Source organism: Vibrio sp. A37 (genome assembly GCF_059777565.1).
In genome coordinates, this window is the sequence record NZ_JBLNLI010000036.1 from 1 (window position 1) to 17,012 (window position 17,012).

Annotated in this window: 18 protein-coding genes and 3 pseudogenes; 6 read left to right on the forward strand and 15 right to left on the reverse strand. The window is 38.5% G+C overall.

The features are described from left to right. The coding region (locus tag ACM2FC_RS22805) for a helix-turn-helix domain-containing protein (RefSeq protein WP_498483359.1) at positions 1–171 on the reverse strand (171 nt) is incomplete at its 3' end. Between the two features lie 87 nt (positions 172–258). After that, positions 259–804, reverse strand: coding sequence for a nuclease-related domain-containing protein (locus ACM2FC_RS22810; RefSeq protein ID WP_498483342.1), 546 nt, complete (start codon positions 802–804; stop codon positions 259–261). 206 nt (positions 805–1,010) lie between these two features. Between ACM2FC_RS22810 and ACM2FC_RS22815 the strand changes: the two genes are divergently transcribed. Both ACM2FC_RS22815 and ACM2FC_RS22820 read left to right on the forward strand, forming a co-directional pair. After that, entirely contained in the window at positions 1,011–1,418 is a 408-nt protein-coding gene (locus ACM2FC_RS22815; protein ID WP_498483343.1) for a VirK family protein, read from the forward strand. 646 nt (positions 1,419–2,064) lie between these two features. Continuing rightward, positions 2,065–2,859, forward strand: coding sequence for a hypothetical protein (locus tag ACM2FC_RS22820; RefSeq protein ID WP_498483344.1), 795 nt, complete (start codon positions 2,065–2,067; stop codon positions 2,857–2,859). A gap of 281 nt (positions 2,860–3,140) precedes the next feature. Here ACM2FC_RS22820 and ACM2FC_RS22825 read toward each other — a convergent pair. Further along, positions 3,141–3,744, reverse strand: a pseudogene (locus ACM2FC_RS22825) (transposase family protein); the annotation flags it as partial. Between the two features lie 380 nt (positions 3,745–4,124). Continuing rightward, positions 4,125–4,361 (reverse strand): hypothetical protein, encoded by a 237-nt coding sequence (locus tag ACM2FC_RS22830; RefSeq protein ID WP_498483345.1) that lies wholly within the window; start codon positions 4,359–4,361, stop codon positions 4,125–4,127. Between the two features lie 400 nt (positions 4,362–4,761). Here ACM2FC_RS22830 and ACM2FC_RS22835 point away from each other — a divergent pair, with 400 nt between their 5' ends. Beyond that, positions 4,762–5,568, forward strand: a complete 807-nt coding sequence (locus ACM2FC_RS22835) for a hypothetical protein (protein WP_498483346.1) — start codon at positions 4,762–4,764, stop codon at positions 5,566–5,568. Positions 5,569–5,729: 161 nt separating this feature from the next. On the opposite strand, the gene ACM2FC_RS22840 is transcribed toward ACM2FC_RS22835, so the two are convergent. From ACM2FC_RS22840 to ACM2FC_RS22890, 11 genes and pseudogenes are all read right to left on the reverse strand, one after another. Continuing rightward, positions 5,730–6,062 (reverse strand): hypothetical protein, encoded by a 333-nt coding sequence (locus ACM2FC_RS22840; protein WP_498483347.1) that lies wholly within the window; start codon positions 6,060–6,062, stop codon positions 5,730–5,732. Positions 6,063–6,101: 39 nt separating this feature from the next. Next, on the reverse strand, positions 6,102–6,323 hold the full coding sequence (locus ACM2FC_RS22845; RefSeq protein ID WP_498483348.1) for a hypothetical protein: 222 nt from the start codon (positions 6,321–6,323) through the stop codon (positions 6,102–6,104). Positions 6,324–6,566: 243 nt separating this feature from the next. After that, on the reverse strand, positions 6,567–7,553 hold the full coding sequence (locus tag ACM2FC_RS22850; RefSeq protein ID WP_498483349.1) for a DUF3150 domain-containing protein: 987 nt from the start codon (positions 7,551–7,553) through the stop codon (positions 6,567–6,569). A 295-nt stretch (positions 7,554–7,848) separates the two neighbouring features. Continuing rightward, the gene (locus ACM2FC_RS22855; RefSeq protein WP_498483350.1) at positions 7,849–8,082 is read right to left on the reverse strand and encodes a hypothetical protein; all 234 of its coding nucleotides are present in this window, start codon (positions 8,080–8,082) and stop codon (positions 7,849–7,851) included. Between the two features lie 103 nt (positions 8,083–8,185). Further along, positions 8,186–9,154 carry an AAA family ATPase gene (locus ACM2FC_RS22860; RefSeq protein WP_498483351.1) on the reverse strand — a complete coding sequence of 323 codons (969 nt, stop codon included), beginning with the start codon at positions 9,152–9,154 and terminating at the stop codon, positions 8,186–8,188. A gap of 93 nt (positions 9,155–9,247) precedes the next feature. Beyond that, positions 9,248–9,493 carry a hypothetical protein gene (locus ACM2FC_RS22865; RefSeq protein WP_498483352.1) on the reverse strand — a complete coding sequence of 82 codons (246 nt, stop codon included), beginning with the start codon at positions 9,491–9,493 and terminating at the stop codon, positions 9,248–9,250. Between the two features lie 11 nt (positions 9,494–9,504). Further along, the gene (locus ACM2FC_RS22870; RefSeq protein WP_498483353.1) at positions 9,505–10,704 is read right to left on the reverse strand and encodes a lambda-exonuclease family protein; all 1,200 of its coding nucleotides are present in this window, start codon (positions 10,702–10,704) and stop codon (positions 9,505–9,507) included. Positions 10,705–10,800: 96 nt separating this feature from the next. Beyond that, entirely contained in the window at positions 10,801–11,151 is a 351-nt protein-coding gene (locus tag ACM2FC_RS22875) for a hypothetical protein (protein ID WP_498483354.1), read from the reverse strand. Positions 11,152–11,510: 359 nt separating this feature from the next. After that, positions 11,511–12,176: pseudogene (bet, locus tag ACM2FC_RS22880) on the reverse strand (phage recombination protein Bet); the annotation flags it as partial. 158 nt (positions 12,177–12,334) lie between these two features. Next, positions 12,335–12,721 (reverse strand): hypothetical protein, encoded by a 387-nt coding sequence (locus ACM2FC_RS22885; protein WP_498483355.1) that lies wholly within the window; start codon positions 12,719–12,721, stop codon positions 12,335–12,337. Positions 12,722–13,145: 424 nt separating this feature from the next. Beyond that, entirely contained in the window at positions 13,146–13,799 is a 654-nt protein-coding gene (locus ACM2FC_RS22890; RefSeq protein ID WP_498483356.1) for a hypothetical protein, read from the reverse strand. 1,329 nt (positions 13,800–15,128) lie between these two features. Between ACM2FC_RS22890 and ACM2FC_RS22895 the strand changes: the two genes are divergently transcribed. The 3 genes and pseudogenes from ACM2FC_RS22895 to ACM2FC_RS22905 form a co-directional block, all read left to right on the forward strand. Then, complete coding sequence (locus tag ACM2FC_RS22895) at positions 15,129–15,728, forward strand: helix-turn-helix domain-containing protein (RefSeq protein ID WP_498483357.1); 600 nt, start codon at positions 15,129–15,131, stop codon at positions 15,726–15,728. After that, positions 15,721–16,620: a queuosine precursor transporter gene (locus tag ACM2FC_RS22900; protein ID WP_498483358.1), complete on the forward strand. Its 900-nt coding sequence runs from the start codon at positions 15,721–15,723 to the stop codon at positions 16,618–16,620. Before ACM2FC_RS22895 ends, ACM2FC_RS22900 begins: the two co-directional genes overlap by 8 nt. Positions 16,621–16,632: 12 nt before the next feature. Next, positions 16,633–17,012, forward strand: a pseudogene (locus ACM2FC_RS22905) (NADPH-dependent 7-cyano-7-deazaguanine reductase QueF); the annotation flags it as partial.

Genomic DNA, 17,012 nt, shown 5'->3' on the forward strand with positions numbered 1-17,012 from the left:
CCATTCGAACTCTTGTTTTAGCGGGACTAGTCGTTTTTCTATCACTGAATGAGCGTCAGTATGGTATTTAAGAGAGTTATTCCAAACAAAGCGACTACAACCAAACGACTTTGCTAGTAGTTCGGCTTGCTGCTCTGTTGGATAAAATCTTTCTTTATAGGCTCGTTTCATAGCGAGAATTTTACAGAAATCGTTAAGCCCTGCAAAATTATTGCTTTGCAATAATGGCTTATATCACCGCCCGCATTGGGCGATGCTTTACGCCAAAGTTCGGTAAAGAGGCCATCGATCCATCCGATTGCACATTAATAGGTTTTGAAAAAGAGATTTCGTTCTAAGTGCTTGTAACGAAGCATTCTTTAGATATTGATATTGGCTGTCCGAGTATTCCTGCTTCCATTCATTATTTGAAGTACAGTAAACCTTGCCAGCATGGTATTTCACTTCAGCGATAACTAAGCCCACGTAAGGAATCAGCACTAAAAAATCAATTTCAAAATTCTTGTTCTTATGAACCATATTTTCGGATGTGATATACCCATTAATGAGATTGCCTTTGATTCTTCTAAGAGCATCTTGCATTAATGACTCCCCAAAATCGCCAGCCGACTTACGCTTTTGGGTATCAAACCCTTGCGGCATTGGGATGTCAGGAAGTGTCCAATCTTGAGTGTTTTTTCGGGTATGGACTTGGTCACGACTAACTAAATAGTACGCAAAACCTAGGATTAAACTACCCGTAATACCTGCGATGAGATATCCAACCGCCACAGCAATGGTTGTTTTTGCAAACCTGACTTCCATGTCTTTTCTCTTAAAAATGACTTCAGTCTATGATATCAAAAGGTTAGACTTGATTAGTGGTATAGCTCCACAACTATAAGCAGCAAATTTTGATACACATTTAAATGGTTGATGACTTTCTCACTCCACTTTTGAGTGTCCGGTTTTCTGCTAAGAATTTGAAAGATTCAGAGATATAAAAATTCATGGAAGATAAGGAATATCCTATGAAGTATGTTTTGCTCGCTTCGTTAGCTATCTGGGCTAGTAATGCCAGTGCGGCTAACCTAAAAAGTTTTTCTGATATCGACACTGCTCTAAAAAAAGGGAAGGAAATCACAGTAGTGGCTGACTTCTCTCAGTGTGAACCAAGTTTTGATGTTTTTGCTCAAGTCTCACCGAGGAGAATAATGTTCACAAATGAATACATTAAATTTTCTTCTCTAGACTTTACTCTTAATAATCCACATTATTATTCTATTCCTATATACGAGTATAATGTCTACTCTATAACTTCCCAAAATCAGTTGTTATTGGAAACACAGGTTGTTGATGCTAACAGCATGAAGCCCGTTGGAAATAAAGTTGAGATAACATGCTCTCTCAACAAAGGTGTTCATGTTACTGGCCTTTAAGTTTATGTAAAATTTAGAAATTTTATGAGATAACCCCAAGGCTTTGTCTAGAGCCTTCGCTAATAAGGCAGCTTTAATCACTTTGTTGTTAAAACTGTCTTCTTAGCGAAGGGACTTTATTGTTTTCTGCATATGAAATTATTCATTCTGTTAATAATTCGTCTTGTGAGAAAAAATACACTGATGAGTTGAAGCATCAAAAACCATTCTACCCAGTATTCTTATCGCTTCATCATGATATTCAGATAAAAAGCTTACTCTGTACTTACTGTGCTGATTAAGCCGAGCTAGTTTAGTGTGATATCTATCACGTTTATTCGTAGATTAATTCTAAGATATTTTGGTCGTTTTAATTATTCAACTAGATAATTAAATAGGTTTCATATTAAATTTTAATTAATATGAAAAATAACATGAAATTAAAAAAACAAACAAATCAATAAGTTAAACCAAATTTTTGCGTATATTTATTTTATCATAAATATATTTTATGTCTATTATCATATATTCCATATTTTAGATTAAATATTCCATAAATGAATTTGTTTTAATGTAAGAATAATATTGATGATAGGTTTTTTGATATAGAAATCACATCCATCTTAGTTGTAAAAATCGATGTTTAGTTTTAGTGAGAATAATTATAATGCCAAATTTAAAAGAATTCATTAAAGATCCATTTTCATATTGTCAGAGTAACTTATTGTCTAATGGATTTTCTGGTCAGTTATTTAGCAAAAATCAAAGTAAACTTAGTAATTATAATAATATAAGATTTGTTATCTCAGAGCATGGAAGTTATACAGATCTACAAATAATAAAAGTAGGTAATATGGTAACTAATTTAAATAATTCATGTTCATACTTACCCTATATAAAAACGGCTGGGAGTAGCGTTGAGAATATAAGTGACAAACTAAAACTAACCACTACTTCTCTACTTAACACAAGAAGGAGTAGTCGCGATACTATATATAAAAAGGAACCAAATAATAATTATTCAAGGACTTATCTTCCTAAAAAATATATACCGAAGTTAGTTTTATTTCAAAACAACCCTAGAGATAACTTTGCTTTCACAGCGCCACTTACAGGATGTACGATAATTGTGGAAATACATAATAATAGATTGGAAGTTTTTCATGAAAATGAATATAAAGAAAGTGATAATAAGTACCATCATAATAAGCTTGTATTCGGGAAGGAAACATATGGAACCCATACCCCAAATATACTAACTCATGTTTTTTTCTATTACGATGGAGCAAATTGGAATATGGTTGCTCAAATATGTGAAATTAGCGATACGAACTCTGGTATGAAGGCTATAAAATCACACTCGCCTGATGGTACATATATATATAAATATTCATTTAATAAGAATGGTAATATTGTCACTAATCACATTCAATACCCGACTAAATGTTGTGTTATATTGTAAATATGCAGTTGTAGCTTCATTCTGAAGTGTAATATTCTATGGAGGTAGTGATCTTTAGGGTAATTTCGAATAGAGATCCAACAGAAAGTGAGCTGACTTATGAATAACTGCTTAGGATAACGAGCCTAGCTCGAAGTTGTTCTAGTTCTTATTATTTAGATTGCTTGGTTGTAGTAATGCGAGCTTACAACTTAATGTTAATGCAAGTTTAAAATGTCACTCAATTAGCTGGTTGAACGTTTTTTATTATTGGTTTTAACTTGGAAATCTCTTAAAACTGGATTAAGAGTTTTGACTTCTTCATGGACGAGTCGTGAGTTTTCTTCTGTTGGTTCAACCAGATAAAGAACCTTGTCATATTGAAAAGTCAGGGACTTAGATAACTTTCTTATCTCATGCCAAGAGAAAATATCGTCCAACTCGTCAGTCGTTTCTTTGACTGGTCGGTGAAGGTTTTTAGGATAGTTGGGCGATTTTGCGAAGCGTCGGTTGTAGTCATCAATGAAGTAGGGCAGCCATGCGTTCGCTTCCTCAATGGTATTAATCCCTTGTAAACGCATCTCCCTGACGAGGCGGTTCTGTAACGTGGAGTTGGCGCGTTCGACACGACCTTTAGCTTGAGAGCTATTAGCACATATTAACTCGATATTTAGATCATGTAGCATTCGACCATACAGCGCGAAACTCAGATGGGTATCGGCGGTTACCAGGTTTTCCACGCAAATGATGAACTAAGGACGAGGCACCAAATTCACGTAACCGATTCATTAAGCGTTGAACTTGTCGAACGCTTAAGCCAAGAAGCTCAGCAGCATCACATCGACGAAGCCGACGGTCACACACATCTTGGATGACTTTAAAACGATTAATATCATGTTCACTCATAGTTATCAGCATGTCTTGGAACCTTAGCCAAAGAAACCTGCACTAGAAACGTAGACTAGAGTGACATTTTAATCTGGCTAAATAGTGACATTACTATATTGCAGTTACAATTTAAGTACGCATTAATATAATTATGTTAAATTAATAATGGTTGTGATTTAGTACACCGCTTCCCTTTTTGTAGACTGTTAACTTAAGATTTAACATTAGCAATTTACCATAAAATATCTAATAAGCATCTAGTTATTTTCAATTAACCAGATGCCTATTTAGAATGATAATTAGTTTATTGTCCTACTTGCCTAAAAATTTATGATATGATTTTCTAATTATTGGCCTAGATACCAATTCAACCTATCATGCACATTAAGGATAATGATTTAATTCAAGTATCCATATTTAGTTGCCGGTACAAAGTGGTACTCATCCATAATGACACTAGCAGAGTCATAGTGATTACTTTTACATACATATTCTATACCATCTATAAACAAGTATGCGCCATTCTGATAATTCTTTCCGTTGTGCACGCATACGTTGTCACTCGTTATTAGTTTTACTTTTGCTTCCTTGCTGACTGCAAAGAACGGAGCGGAAATAATAATCAAACCTAACAATATTTTTTCATTTCATTACTCATATAAACCATTGTGAGTATAGGTTACTTGTGTAAATTTTATGTTTAATTGTATATTAAACATAAGTTAATAGTTAGATATCATATAAATTTATATATATTAATGTATATTGTTGAATGATATTCTTGACGTTATCTCAGTAACATATATTTTCTCTCAATGAGTGGAAGAGTTCATTTTCAGTCGCCTACTAGTATTGCTAATTGCCTAGTTTCTACCTCCACTTTCCATCTGTTGATTAATTAAAATGATAAGTATCAATAATTTGTATTGTTGAGGCGTTAATTAATATGTTTATAGCCATTTTAAATATATATATTCATATATTTAATTATCTTTTCTATATATGCTATTGCTTTTAGCTTATCCAAGGTCAACTATGCCACATCAATTTACTCGACTCGAACAGACGGCTGGCCAGCCTACAGTAACCAAAAATGAAGATGAATGTTTCTATACTGGCGATATGGGGCCTTGCCAATGTTTAGTCGTTTCCAATGGAATGAAAATGATCGGTCAACATGGAGCAGGAGGTATCTCGGCTACTAAAATTGACGTTATATTTAGTCAAGCCGCAAAGTGGGCAAAATCGGTAAAAACTCATATCATAATTGTTACTGGTAACCCATCATATGGCAACAGATCGATGAATACGTTATTTACATATCTATCTAAGTACAAGATTCCTACGAGTGACAAAATTAAGATTTCTATGTATGCCCATCTACCGAGAGCCTTTATATATCCTGATGGCCGTGTTTTTGATGAGTACGCTTTTCTTAGGGATAATGATAGCTTGACTAAATGGGCAATAATTCATGAGAGGTTTGGTGAATTACAGAAAATGTATGACTCCAATTTAACGAGGGTCAACAATTTGATTTTCGATCTTAAACCATTTAATTGCCCCTCAATATCTAGCTTATGGGTTGATGATAGCTATGGTTTGTGCGGAGTCTGTCGTGGAATTGCTAAGAAGCATAGCCGTCACCATTGTAGACATTGTGGAGTACTGCTCTGCGGCAATAAAAATTGTAGCGGTGACGTTAAACAATATCATGGGTACAAATCAGGCACTGAGCGCCATGGTTATAATAAAATTAGAAAATTGCGGGCATGCACTCCTTGCAAAAATTTAATAACGGAGATGGAAAACTATAAAGCTAAAGATGAATTTAAAAGGTAGCTAAGTACTTGTATTACCCTGTCGTTTATATCCAATGTATGACATAGGCTGTATGTGATTTTTGTTGTTACTCTCACTCAATTCTGCTTGGTATAGCTTTTATGCACCATAACTAAAAAATTTGACACAAATAACGCTACTAAAATTGAACAAAGTACGAGTCATATTTCTAATATGTCTCGTACTTTGCTGAAATCCCTTTCTGAATAATTAAAGGCTATGATCGGTAAGCAAACGATAATCTCTTCTTCTTCGTTACAACCAGCGATAAACGATGGACAGTTTCCGCACAGCCAAGTTTCGGCATATACAACATTATCTATCTTTTTCGCTTGTATTTCCGTTTCTATAAGAAGCGCGACTTGGTCTCGTTTAAATTGCTCTGCTTCATTTAATGAAAAGAACTTAACATACTGTTTTTGCTTCCTACTTTCCTTATTTTTGGCGACACACCGATTACTGCATATATCGTCAATACGGTTAACACAACACATAGCGATTCTCCCTTTTACTTGATACCTATAAAGGGCGACTTACTCGTTGTTGTTCATGGTGTGCTCCGCTCCACTTTCAATAAAGCGCAAGGAACGAATGTCATTGTGTTCATCCAGAAACTCGCACTGTCGCAATACCTTATTGAGTTCGAAGATGATAGACACTTTCATGTTTCCTCCCCCTGTGGGTTGCTTGTAGATAGTGTCAGAGAACTGATAGCCTTTCGCGTAACTCTCGTCCTTCTTTCTCAATTCAATCATCACAAGGCCATTATTATCAGTGAGGCTTATGACAGCCCATCCGATGTACAGGCCGAATGGATAAGAGAAAAGTGTCGTGCTCTACAGTGAAGGCGCTTTGATAGGTTCTTTCACCCTTAATTTTGAACTTCGATAAATATAGGTAGAGTCTCTGTCATAGTGAGTTTCCTTATATTGCAAGGAAAACTCTCCTCCCATTGCGGAGGTGAGTTTCCGCATGGGAGTGGTTCGAATTTTCTTTAGTTAAAAGAAAACGGCGTTGATAGCACTATTCAATTCATTGTTATCCATTTGGGGCTTCCCTATATCAAACTCAAAATCGTCCGAATCAAACACTATATCGGTATGAGTGGAGTTTGAAGGCTCTGATGACTCAGAAACTTCAGTGTTTGGCGTACTAATGGTGCTCATGAGTGACGCCAGCTTGTCTTTATTGGACATCCGAAACAATAAGCCCGAAAGCAAATTGGTTTCGTCTATGGATAGCTTTCCAGTAATCGGCATAGCTCCCTCTATTTTTTTAATCTCAGTCACGAGTGTGGAAAACCGACTATTTAAAAAAGCTAGCCCTTCTACTTTTTCGCGGATAGCTTTGAGTCCATTTACGTTCGTTTGATTTGGCGCAATTGCGTTAGTCAAACTTTCTAAAAGCTTATTGGCACTTTTTAAAATATCGGCATCGAGCGTAATACTCAGGCTGTCTACTTGGTTGTTAAGCCCCGTATTAGCCGTTGTCACTTTGTTTTGTGCCGATTGCACCTGAAACATGGAGTATGTTGCATTGATCCGCTGCTCAACGTCTTCAACAGGCGTTAGCGCTTTACGAAGAATGCTCTCGTACATGGGAAAGGCTTCAATCCATTCAGATTGAGTTTCTTCATGCTTGAGAAGGTATGCCGCTTTCTCCGTTTCATACTTAGCTACAATCTTGGCCAACCCATCAGCGATATTATTGGCTTTGCTCGTTGGGATTGCATAGCCACCCAAAAAGGGAATGCCAACGCTTAGACACAATCTTTCCGCTTGGCGTTTAAGGGTATTAAATACCTTCAGCGCTTTTGGATCGGTTGTATGTTTGGAACCAAGGTTAATCACCTCTTTTGGCGGTGTTTCACCTCGAATGGATAAATCGCATTCGTCTAGTTTTTTCCTACCTGTCCAGCAAGAAAAGTGTAAATGAATAGCGATAACATCATTCAATACCTGAGTGGCAGTGGTGTATGTGGTCATATTAGTATCTCCAATTTTTATCAAAAAAAAGGACATACCTGCGCCAAGGGCGAGTATGCCCTGTGGCGGTTGATAAAAGTATTAGGAACTACTTTTATCGCTTCTTTATGTAGATAAATCTGCTTACGCTAGCGTTTATCGTTGTCTCTTAGTGCTTTTTTGCCAGTTGCTTATCACACCATTTGTCAATTTTTGGCGCGTACAACGTGAATAGTCCGATGGCAATTGCAATACCACTGATTATGTATATGGCGTTCATTGCATTTCTCCTTGTTATTAGTTGCCTATAACAATGTTACCACCGATTTAGTTTATGCGCTATTAGTACGAATATCATACCGATAATGGAGAGCTTCAACACATTGAAATCAAAGCCTTTTTCTATCGAATAGATAAACGCAGCCGTATAAGCAGCAGTCCCTAATTGTTTTAAATGAACACTGACGATACCGCGTTTACTCATAGCAAACTTTACAGAGCACTTTAACCACTTAACAAACAAGTAGTAGATCAAAACAAAATCAAACATTTAGACACCTTCCATTGAATTAATTGACCCAAACGAAAGGCACCTACCCTGTACGAGGTAAATACCCCGTTTGGGTTGATGGTTGATTTGTGTTTAGCAGCGGCTATTTGGGTTGTTCTTCATTCTCTGGTTCAAATGATGAACCAAACAATGCGACCGCCCAAGTATTGACTGCTTCTCGCTCTTCTTGCTCAGAACAGCGATTAAGTAAAGCCCGATCAAGCGCATAGCTTAATGGACATTTTGCACCTTGGTTTCGTTGAGTCTGAATTGCCCAACGAATCAATGTGCGTGTTGAAAAGGTAATCGATAAATCGACACCACTATCATCTTCACCTTGAAAGACTTTCCGAACTTTATTGGCCAGTTCGACCATTTTTTTACGAATTGCCTTTGGAATATTGGGCGTCATCTTTTCCAGAATCTGCATCTCAATATCCACATCGGGATAATCCACCTTAATCACATTAAAGCGATCCATGAAGGCCATGTTTTGACGTTGTACGCCCACATAAAGCCCATCACTACCGGCTCCGTTCGAGTTGGCTGTTGCCACCAAACGAAAATTAGGATGAGGGTGAATCACCTTGCCATCGAGTTGAGAAACCACCAAAGGTGAGCCCTCCATGATGGCGTTCATGTTGGCTAATTCTGCGGGATCAACTAAATCAATCTCGTTTAGAATCAGTACATGTCCTTCTTGCATGGCTTTAGTGAGACAACCGTCCATCCAGACCGTATCTCCTTTCACCATGACCCATTGGCCAACCAAGTCCATAAACTCAGTCGAGCCACCACAAGTGAACGATTGAGTTAGATAGTTCAAACGCGCACACACTTGTTCAATGACCGATGTCTTACCGCAGCCGGTAGAACCTGAAATCAGTAACCCATTTCCAAAGCTGCAATCGATATGATTAATCACATCACGCAGCGTTTCCCGCCGAAAAACATACTCTGGCTTTACCACAGGTACGTTTGGATGATTACAAGGCTCGAAACCTTGAACCATCACGTTTGTGCCGGTGATACCAAAGACATCCATTGGGAAGTGTTTTGTTGAGAGAGTCATAAAGCTTTCCTTTTCAAATAAAAAAGGCAACCTACAACTCCCCTGTGGGCAGTGTAGTGTTGCCCGATAGGGGTTCTGAAATGACGCTATACGTTAAGCAAAACGTGTGGTGTCGTCAGTGAACAAGGTGACGTAGTCACCAAAGTACGTATCAAACGTTCTTACGGCATGGGTGTAATCATCAAACATCATCCGATCAGTAATGTTCTCCAAATCGAAGCCAAACTGAGGGGCCAGTCTTCTGGCTAGAGATATTAAGAAAAACACATTGCCTTGTTCGCCAGTCAAATCGATCTCAATCTGAGGTGTTTTTTGCTTTGGCTTGGTCTTAAATGTCATCGTCCGCCTCCTTAAAAGAACACGTTAGATGAAGATTTCTCAAAGAAGTTGAAAGGTGGTACAGGCTGAATCGGTAGTGTTTTCCCCTTTTCTTCCTTCACTTCCTCCTTCTTCGGCTGGCTTGGCGATTCAGGATATAAAATGTCCCCAATGGCTTTGGCAGCTGGCACCATCTCTAGTGTCGGTTGTTCGGCTTCGACGTGAGTAGGCTCGCTTTGAGTCGAGGGTTCGTTTTGAGCAACCTGGCCCCCTCCAGTGTCTGTGACTGTCACACGAAAATGGGACGAGCCCTTTTTCCGGTGCTTCTCTTTTAGGTCATCAGGAATGATGCGATTGAACTCATCTTCAACCGCTTTTAGCAGTTTCGGATAGTCAATGTTGCCATCTCGTTCAACGCGAGTTGCACGTATGCCGTCTTTGTCGAATGTCTTAACGTTGTCAGGGATTTGAGAGGTAAAAAACTGTTCAAGCTGTTTTAAGTCTGCCTTGATAGCTTTTGTCTTCTTCTCCATCTCTGATAAACGTTTGGACTTTTCTTTGTACTGAGCCACACGAGCTTGCCAATTGTTGTCAGGTTGAGGTACGTCGTAAACGACGGTATCTCTCCCATCCATCATTGGCGGTGGTGTCTTAGTCTGTACACAGTTCCAAAACCACAGCGCTTTCTCTTCGGCTTTTGCAATGAACATATGATTGCGCCGAATCGCAGTGCTGATAGGCCGCTTACCCCGAAGATAAAAGTACAAATGTCCTTGGGAAGCATTCGCACAGTTCAATTGCCACTGCACTTGTGCGGCGTACATTTGAAACGTCGGGGCTTGACCTTTTTGCGCGAGAATTTCATTGTAAATTTTCTCACAGGGACATTTGATTTCGAGTACTTCTTTGTCGTTGCCTAAAGAATATAGGCCGTCCAAAGACGCTTTAAAGAGAGTATTGTGGTCTGCTTCCACACACACTGGCATGTAAGGTTTTCCATACTCATTTTCGACGGTATCTCTTGCTTCAGGCTCTTGCTCAACACCACGTTGGACGTGATAGTTGTTGCTCAAATCATCTGGCTCTTTCAAGCCAACAAATTCTGCCCAAAGTTGGTAAGGCGTTTGATAAGGGGAAAGGCCCATGATAACGGGTATCATAGAAGCGGTAATGCCTGTTTTCCGCCACTCAAACCACGCATCGCTGCGCTGTACTAAATCAACAATAGCCATCGTGCTATCTCCTTTTTTAAATCATTAAAATAAAAAAGGCGCACTTTGGTCCCATTGGGCTAAGTACGCCCATATGGGTTGTTTTTCGGCTTTGCGTTATGGCTTTATCATTTGAGCTAACGCGCTCATAAGCCCTCCTAAAGCAAGTACAGAACTGATTGCAGTCACAATAATCGTCGACTTCATTGAAGAGAAGCGGCTAGCCATATTTCCTTCTAAACCATCGATACGTAAAGTCAATTTTTCCTCAACGCCATCAATTCGTTTGGTCAGTTTATCCTCTACATCATCGATGCGTTTGGTCAGTTTAACCTCAACATTATCAACGCGTTTGGTTAATTTATCCTCCACACGATTTAACTCTTCACGAGTGGCATTGTGTTGAGCTTGATCAACCAAAAGCTTGAGTAAATCCTTTTGAGTGACGTTATCATCTTGGCTCATCATAAAGTCCTCCTTTACTAAGGTTATCATAGGAATTACTGTTCTTCTGTAATCTCTTCATTGAACGCATTGTTGAGCTCATTCATGGAGAACTCTAGGGTGGCCCCTTCATAGCGTTCATTGAAGCTGTCTTTGGTCGTATCCCAAGAGCCATTTTCACACGTGAATCGAATCATTTGATCAATCATTTTCATGTCCTTGGCTGACACTTCCCCAAAAGGAGTGTCATAGACCGCTGGACTTTGTTCTTGTTGAGCTTGCTCTTGTTCAACTTGAACATCAGTAACATCAGGTTGGCGTACACGCTCAGGTTCGAAACCCCCAAACTCGGCTTGCGCTAAATCTTGGATAATTTCAGGCTGCTCCTGCGGCGGTACAATACTCACGGGGTCATTGGCATCAAACGAAATGCTTGGCTGCGAACTGACCTCTTTGGCTTGGCTTTCAATAATGCGCTCGGCTTCGTCTTGGTCATAAATGCCGGTATAGCCAAGGGCAATACGAGCAGTTTGGATAATAACTTTATGACGAGCGAAACGTCTTGGATGGGTTTGCCATGGCCCTTTAATTGCGTAAGGACCATTTTTTCCGTTCTTCTCAAACGGTTCACGGTAAATCTCATCCATGTATTCGCGAATAACAGTTGGGCGCTCTCTGTCCTTTCGGTACATGATGCACTCAATCCACTCGAATACTGGCTCACTTAACCCCTTCAGAGTGATGGTTTCAGAGGAAAACTGAAACTCCATGCCATCAAACTGTTTATGGGAGTTAATTATGCGAGACCAGCCATCAATGCCGACCACTGGCACGATGCCATTATTTTGATCAGGAAACGCATAGACCTCACGGGTAAATGGATTTAAACCGTATTCGTTCGCGACCACCAATAACGCCATCATTTGCTCGTCAGTGGGGGCTTGCCCGTTACGTTGTTTAAAGGCTGTGGCTTTGAGTGTGTCCCAAAACTTTTTTGGGTCAACTTCAAACTTGCTAGCCATCTTCGCGACCAAAGACTTGGCCGGCAGGTTTGCCACATTACTTTCTGTAGCCGTTGCGTGAGAATTGTTCATCTCGGTAACTCCATTTTGTTCAGGCAAAAACGGAGCTGTCCCCAACGGGTTAGCCCCGTATGGGTAGGTTTAAATAAGCGTGTGCTTATGGGTCTTTAACTGTTGGCGAGCAATTACTGCTGCGCTTGAACCGTATATCGAGCACCATAGAGCACTTGAAGGTTCATTGGATAACAAATGCCTTTCTCTTTTCGAGCATAGGCAGGAATATCCATCAGGTTTTGACCAGACATGCCTTTAAGACGAGTTGCTTTCGCTTTAGTAGAGTCAGCAATTCGTGTATTGACAGTGGGTTGAGGGGTTTTCTTCACAAGACGTGTCGAAAGATTATCTAAAACGAGTTTGAATACTCGAAATCCTACGTAAGCCATTAAGCCAATAGTAGTAATAATCAAGCAGGCAGCGACAAACTGAGCGGCATTAACCGTGATGTTTGCAAGCATTGCGAGGAACGCGATAACTAAAAATGTAGTAAGCGTGTTTTTCTGAAGGTTTGTCATGATGTATCTCCTAGATATAAAAAAGGGATACACCGACCCTATCGGGCGTTGTAGTATCCCGATAAGGTTTCATCAGACTCACTCAAACTATTTCTTGAACGAGTTTCTTTAAGCTCAAGAGAGCGAGGTTTGATCGTAAAAGCAGAGTGTGTGGTGTCGCTGCTTTCGCTAGTTTTCAGCCTAGACTATGGAGATTCTCTCCCGACATGTACCACCGAAGTGATAACCACATTACAAGCTCCAAGTAGGAGCGTTTAGTGTTCGTCCAAATAGGACAAACGGCTAAAACTGTTTATATTATAAGCATGTTGATTGATATTTGGCAAGTTTAGGTAGCTTCAAATTGAAGCTAGGACTAAATTTTTAAAAGCAAAGCTGTAGTAACTATAGCTTTGCTTTCAAGGCATCTTTGGCTGTTTTATCTTCAAGTGGCCAAAACTTTGGCTTTTTCTAATAAATTGGAGTATTTTCTTAAGGTAGCGCTGATACCGAAAATAAAGCTCCATTCATTGTCAGTTGGGGAATGGAAGTTCATTCCACCTCTATTATTCCTTGGATCACGTAAAAGAAGACCTCTGGTAAGAAAGTTCTCTGAATATGCAAAAAATTCATCTACTTCGACATCTAGGTTTAAGGTGTCAAAAGTAGCGCTACCAACAGCATAGATTGGGTAAACTGTATCAGATTTAAGCTTTTCCAGCCTACATAGTCTCATGAATAATTGGATTTGTGGTTCATCTAGCCCTTTTGTTGCAGAAATAAACCTAGTCTTATCGCGTTCTGACAAGTCAAATTGAGAATCCCCAACAAATAGCAAAGCCAACGCGGCTAACGCAGTATCACTGGATGTGTTGATAACTGAAGATGCATACTCAGAAAGTACTTTTTTTGTACTATCCTTTTCCAAAAAAGAACTAAACTTTGCTTTTTCTTCAGGCTTCAAGCTGTCAATCTCTAAATCCATTACTCGAAGAAACTGTTTAACTCTATGTTCACCATATAAGTAATGTGATTCCTTCATAAGGCTTAGAATTGGTTTCATTAGTGTTGACTTGAAGGCAGTTGTAGTGATGTTCATCAATGAACCTATCGTGGGTTGGTTTATTGGTTAAGCATCATAACAACATGCATAGTATCTATATAGTGACATTACTATATTGCAGTTACACATCATGTCACTCCTTTTTTAAAATGTCCGCTTTTTCCACCATGCTTCTATCTTAGATAGAAGGCTCATGATAGGGATATTTTTACTTATTTTCATTGTGTTACCTCATTGATGGAGAGCTGACAATGAAATAAGTACAAATATTATACCAAATTCTATCCTGTTGAATTAAAAGATTTTTTATAAAATCATCTTGAAAGTTGATGACGAAAATGCCCAATCCCAGTGCAAATTTTCCGAAAATTGGAGAGAGGTGAGTACTTTTATCACTCAAGAATTTGAGGAGAAAAAGACCGCTTTCGCGGCCTCATTTGAGTGTATGTTGAAAAGTGCGGGGCAAGCAAACGCCCTACCTAAGTCTCTAATTCTAAAGTAACTTGCATTTATAGAAGTTTAATTTTTAAACAGTGCGCTTGTTTTTTATTGGTTGAATTTTAACCAGATCTCAAAACAACACGATTTGCGGTTTATTATGGGGTGGTGTTTGGTAATGTGATGTTGAAGGTTGTCTTGGTATCTTCATTGGTTTACTGACAAATAACCAATCCAAAGTGTCGATGTATTTAAGTAGAAATCTTTCTTCAGGGGGTTTCTACTTTTTTTTAAGTCATGTAGGGAATGCGTGCAAAATCTAGCATCCTTCTACTGATGGTTTTTTTTAATCAATGTATGGTGTTTTTAATGGCTAGTGTTCTTCTGACCAAAAGGAGAATGATACAGGATTCAAATAGTTAAAATTACAAATCAATCATTAAAGAAAATTACAATGTATAAATGCTATTAAAATTTAATGGTCTACGCTCTTAACCTGAATAATTCCTCAATCTTATTTTTCCTAAAAAAAACCCCACACGATGAGTATGGGGTAAAGATTTTATTAGCTATTACCCAAATGAAGAGGCGGGTAACAATGTCAGTTGGCTATGTACAACATTCTTGATCAAGAATGTTGTGCTATGGATTCTAATATTAAAACCCATAGCTGATCTTATATATTCTCAGTGTGAATCTTTTTATTTAAAAAGATATCAAATTTTAATGTGCGTCCACTCTAAAAACTGACAGAACCATAGAACTCCCATGATCCCAAGTTGGTATATTTACATAATAAATTACATAATGAAATTATTTTTGTTAACTTTTCACTCAATTTAACAAAAAAGTTAGACCAGTGTCACATAAGTATTTACTTTGGAATTTATTAATAAACTATGGAAAAATGCTCCATTGGAGGCATATATGAAAACAACATCAGCAGAGCGCATAAACAATATTAGAAAAAATCTTTCTTATGCAATCAAAAGCCGAAATGAAACGAAGAAGTCGTTTTCAGAAATTACTGGTATTAATAGAACAACCTTATATAAGATACTCGACGGTAAGGTTAATCGCATTCAAATCCAAACTGTAGAGAAATTAGCCAATTTTTTCGGTACGACTTGTTACATCATTGAAGAACAATGCATCGAGTCATTGGAAATTGAGAACAGAATAAGCTCGAAAGAAGGAAATAAAAACCCTATCGCAGTTCCTATTATTGATGAAAATGTCATTATAAAGAATCACTACAAGTATATTGGAGAACTTATCGTCACCTCTCCACTTACATATTACCTATATGATGAAAGCAACCTTGTCGCAATTCGGGTAAATGATAAACTCGCAGAGTTTTTTACTCCAAACACATTATTAATTGTTAGCCGACTGAAACGAAATGATACTGACCAAGTTATTATTATCACTCAAGCAAATCAGCTAGCAGTGAAAAACCATGATTATTCTTTGCAAGAAAATGAAAAGCTGATCGGATGTATCAGAGAGGAAAGAGTGAATGTCTAACGAGAAATATAAGCTAATCGGCTTTAGCAATAGGCCAAAAAGTGTCGTCAATATAATGGTTTTAGCATCAGGAAAGCATGTCTCTTACCCACTGGATGACATACTCAATACTGAGGTAGCTGATGATCTCTCTCCACGAGAGGTAAAAGAGATTTGTAGAAAGCTCTATGCGCCAAATGGTTTTAAAGGAGCTTACGATCTAAAAGAACGTAAAGAATCTTACTGGATAACATTTGCCGTTATCATCACCATACTCAGTGCCGTCTTCACGCTATCGAACATTACCGGTGTAAAGCCGATACATGTGGGTGATAGCTTTATCGTTCCCTTCGCCATTTTCTTATATCCAGTTTCTTTTATCTTGGTTGACATCTTGAATGAGTTCTACGGCCTTCGCTATGCGAGAATGGCCATTGTCATATCTGCTCTCATCAATGCCTTCCTTCTTGTCATACTCAACTTCAGTAGTTACGCACCTACTATCGATGGATGGGGCGCGATGAACAAGAGCTACGAAACAATCGTACATTCGATTAACTCTGTCTTTATGGCTTCAATGCTCGCTTATTTCATTTCAGAGAACGTCAATGCCTACTTACTGCATAAAATCAAACAATTAACCCAATCCAAGTGGTTATTCATTCGTGTCTTCTGCAGCACCTTTTTTGCATCATTGGTTGATAGCGCACTCTTCATATTTATCGCTTTTAGCGGTGTACTAGACCACGAAACACTCATCACTATGTTTGTCTGCCAAGTTATCGTAAAAACTCTTTATGCTGTCTTTGGAATAGGTCCAATTTATGCAGCCAGAGCATTGTTTAATAAATATATTCTTGGCGGTGCCGAAGCACCTACTTCTTCTACTAAATTAAACCTACAACAATCTTAAAAGGTAGCTCTAATGGATTATTCAAAAAATTTGGGTAAGAAAACTCAATACATTTCTACATACACGCCGTCTCTACTAGACCCAATCCCAAGAGAGGGCGGAAGAAGCAATATCAAAGAGTTTTCTAGTGAAGGCATCCTTGGTTATGATCTGTGGACAGGCTATGAGCTCTCTTGGTTGAACTCTAAAGGTAAACCAATGATTGCCGTTGCAGAGTTTCGTATCCCATCAAACAGTATCAACCTAATCGAATCGAAATCATTTAAGCTTTACCTGAACTCATTCAACCAAACAAAGTTCGCAAGTGAAGAAGAAGTAGCGAAAACACTCATTACCGATCTCAGTTCTGCGGCCCAAGGTGATGTAGACGTTAAGTTGATAAAAGCAGATTC

Coding starts and splice junctions, on each gene's coding strand:
- ACM2FC_RS22855 (WP_498483350.1), bottom strand. CDS start 8,082: ATGTTTGATTTTGTTTTGATCTACTACTTGTTTGTTAAGTGGTTAAAG.
- ACM2FC_RS22870 (WP_498483353.1), bottom strand. CDS start 10,704: ATGGCTATTGTTGATTTAGTACAGCGCAGCGATGCGTGGTTTGAGTGG.
- ACM2FC_RS22890 (WP_498483356.1), bottom strand. CDS start 13,799: ATGAACATCACTACAACTGCCTTCAAGTCAACACTAATGAAACCAATT.
- ACM2FC_RS22865 (WP_498483352.1), bottom strand. CDS start 9,493: ATGACATTTAAGACCAAGCCAAAGCAAAAAACACCTCAGATTGAGATC.
- ACM2FC_RS22875 (WP_498483354.1), bottom strand. CDS start 11,151: ATGATGAGCCAAGATGATAACGTCACTCAAAAGGATTTACTCAAGCTT.
- ACM2FC_RS22885 (WP_498483355.1), bottom strand. CDS start 12,721: ATGACAAACCTTCAGAAAAACACGCTTACTACATTTTTAGTTATCGCG.
- ACM2FC_RS22845 (WP_498483348.1), bottom strand. CDS start 6,323: ATGATTGAATTGAGAAAGAAGGACGAGAGTTACGCGAAAGGCTATCAG.
- ACM2FC_RS22840 (WP_498483347.1), bottom strand. CDS start 6,062: ATGTGTTGTGTTAACCGTATTGACGATATATGCAGTAATCGGTGTGTC.
- ACM2FC_RS22900 (WP_498483358.1), top strand. CDS start 15,721: ATGTCTAACGAGAAATATAAGCTAATCGGCTTTAGCAATAGGCCAAAA.
- ACM2FC_RS22820 (WP_498483344.1), top strand. CDS start 2,065: ATGCCAAATTTAAAAGAATTCATTAAAGATCCATTTTCATATTGTCAG.
- ACM2FC_RS22835 (WP_498483346.1), top strand. CDS start 4,762: ATGCCACATCAATTTACTCGACTCGAACAGACGGCTGGCCAGCCTACA.
- ACM2FC_RS22810 (WP_498483342.1), bottom strand. CDS start 804: ATGGAAGTCAGGTTTGCAAAAACAACCATTGCTGTGGCGGTTGGATAT.
- ACM2FC_RS22860 (WP_498483351.1), bottom strand. CDS start 9,154: ATGACTCTCTCAACAAAACACTTCCCAATGGATGTCTTTGGTATCACC.
- ACM2FC_RS22895 (WP_498483357.1), top strand. CDS start 15,129: ATGAAAACAACATCAGCAGAGCGCATAAACAATATTAGAAAAAATCTT.
- ACM2FC_RS22815 (WP_498483343.1), top strand. CDS start 1,011: ATGAAGTATGTTTTGCTCGCTTCGTTAGCTATCTGGGCTAGTAATGCC.
- ACM2FC_RS22850 (WP_498483349.1), bottom strand. CDS start 7,553: ATGACCACATACACCACTGCCACTCAGGTATTGAATGATGTTATCGCT.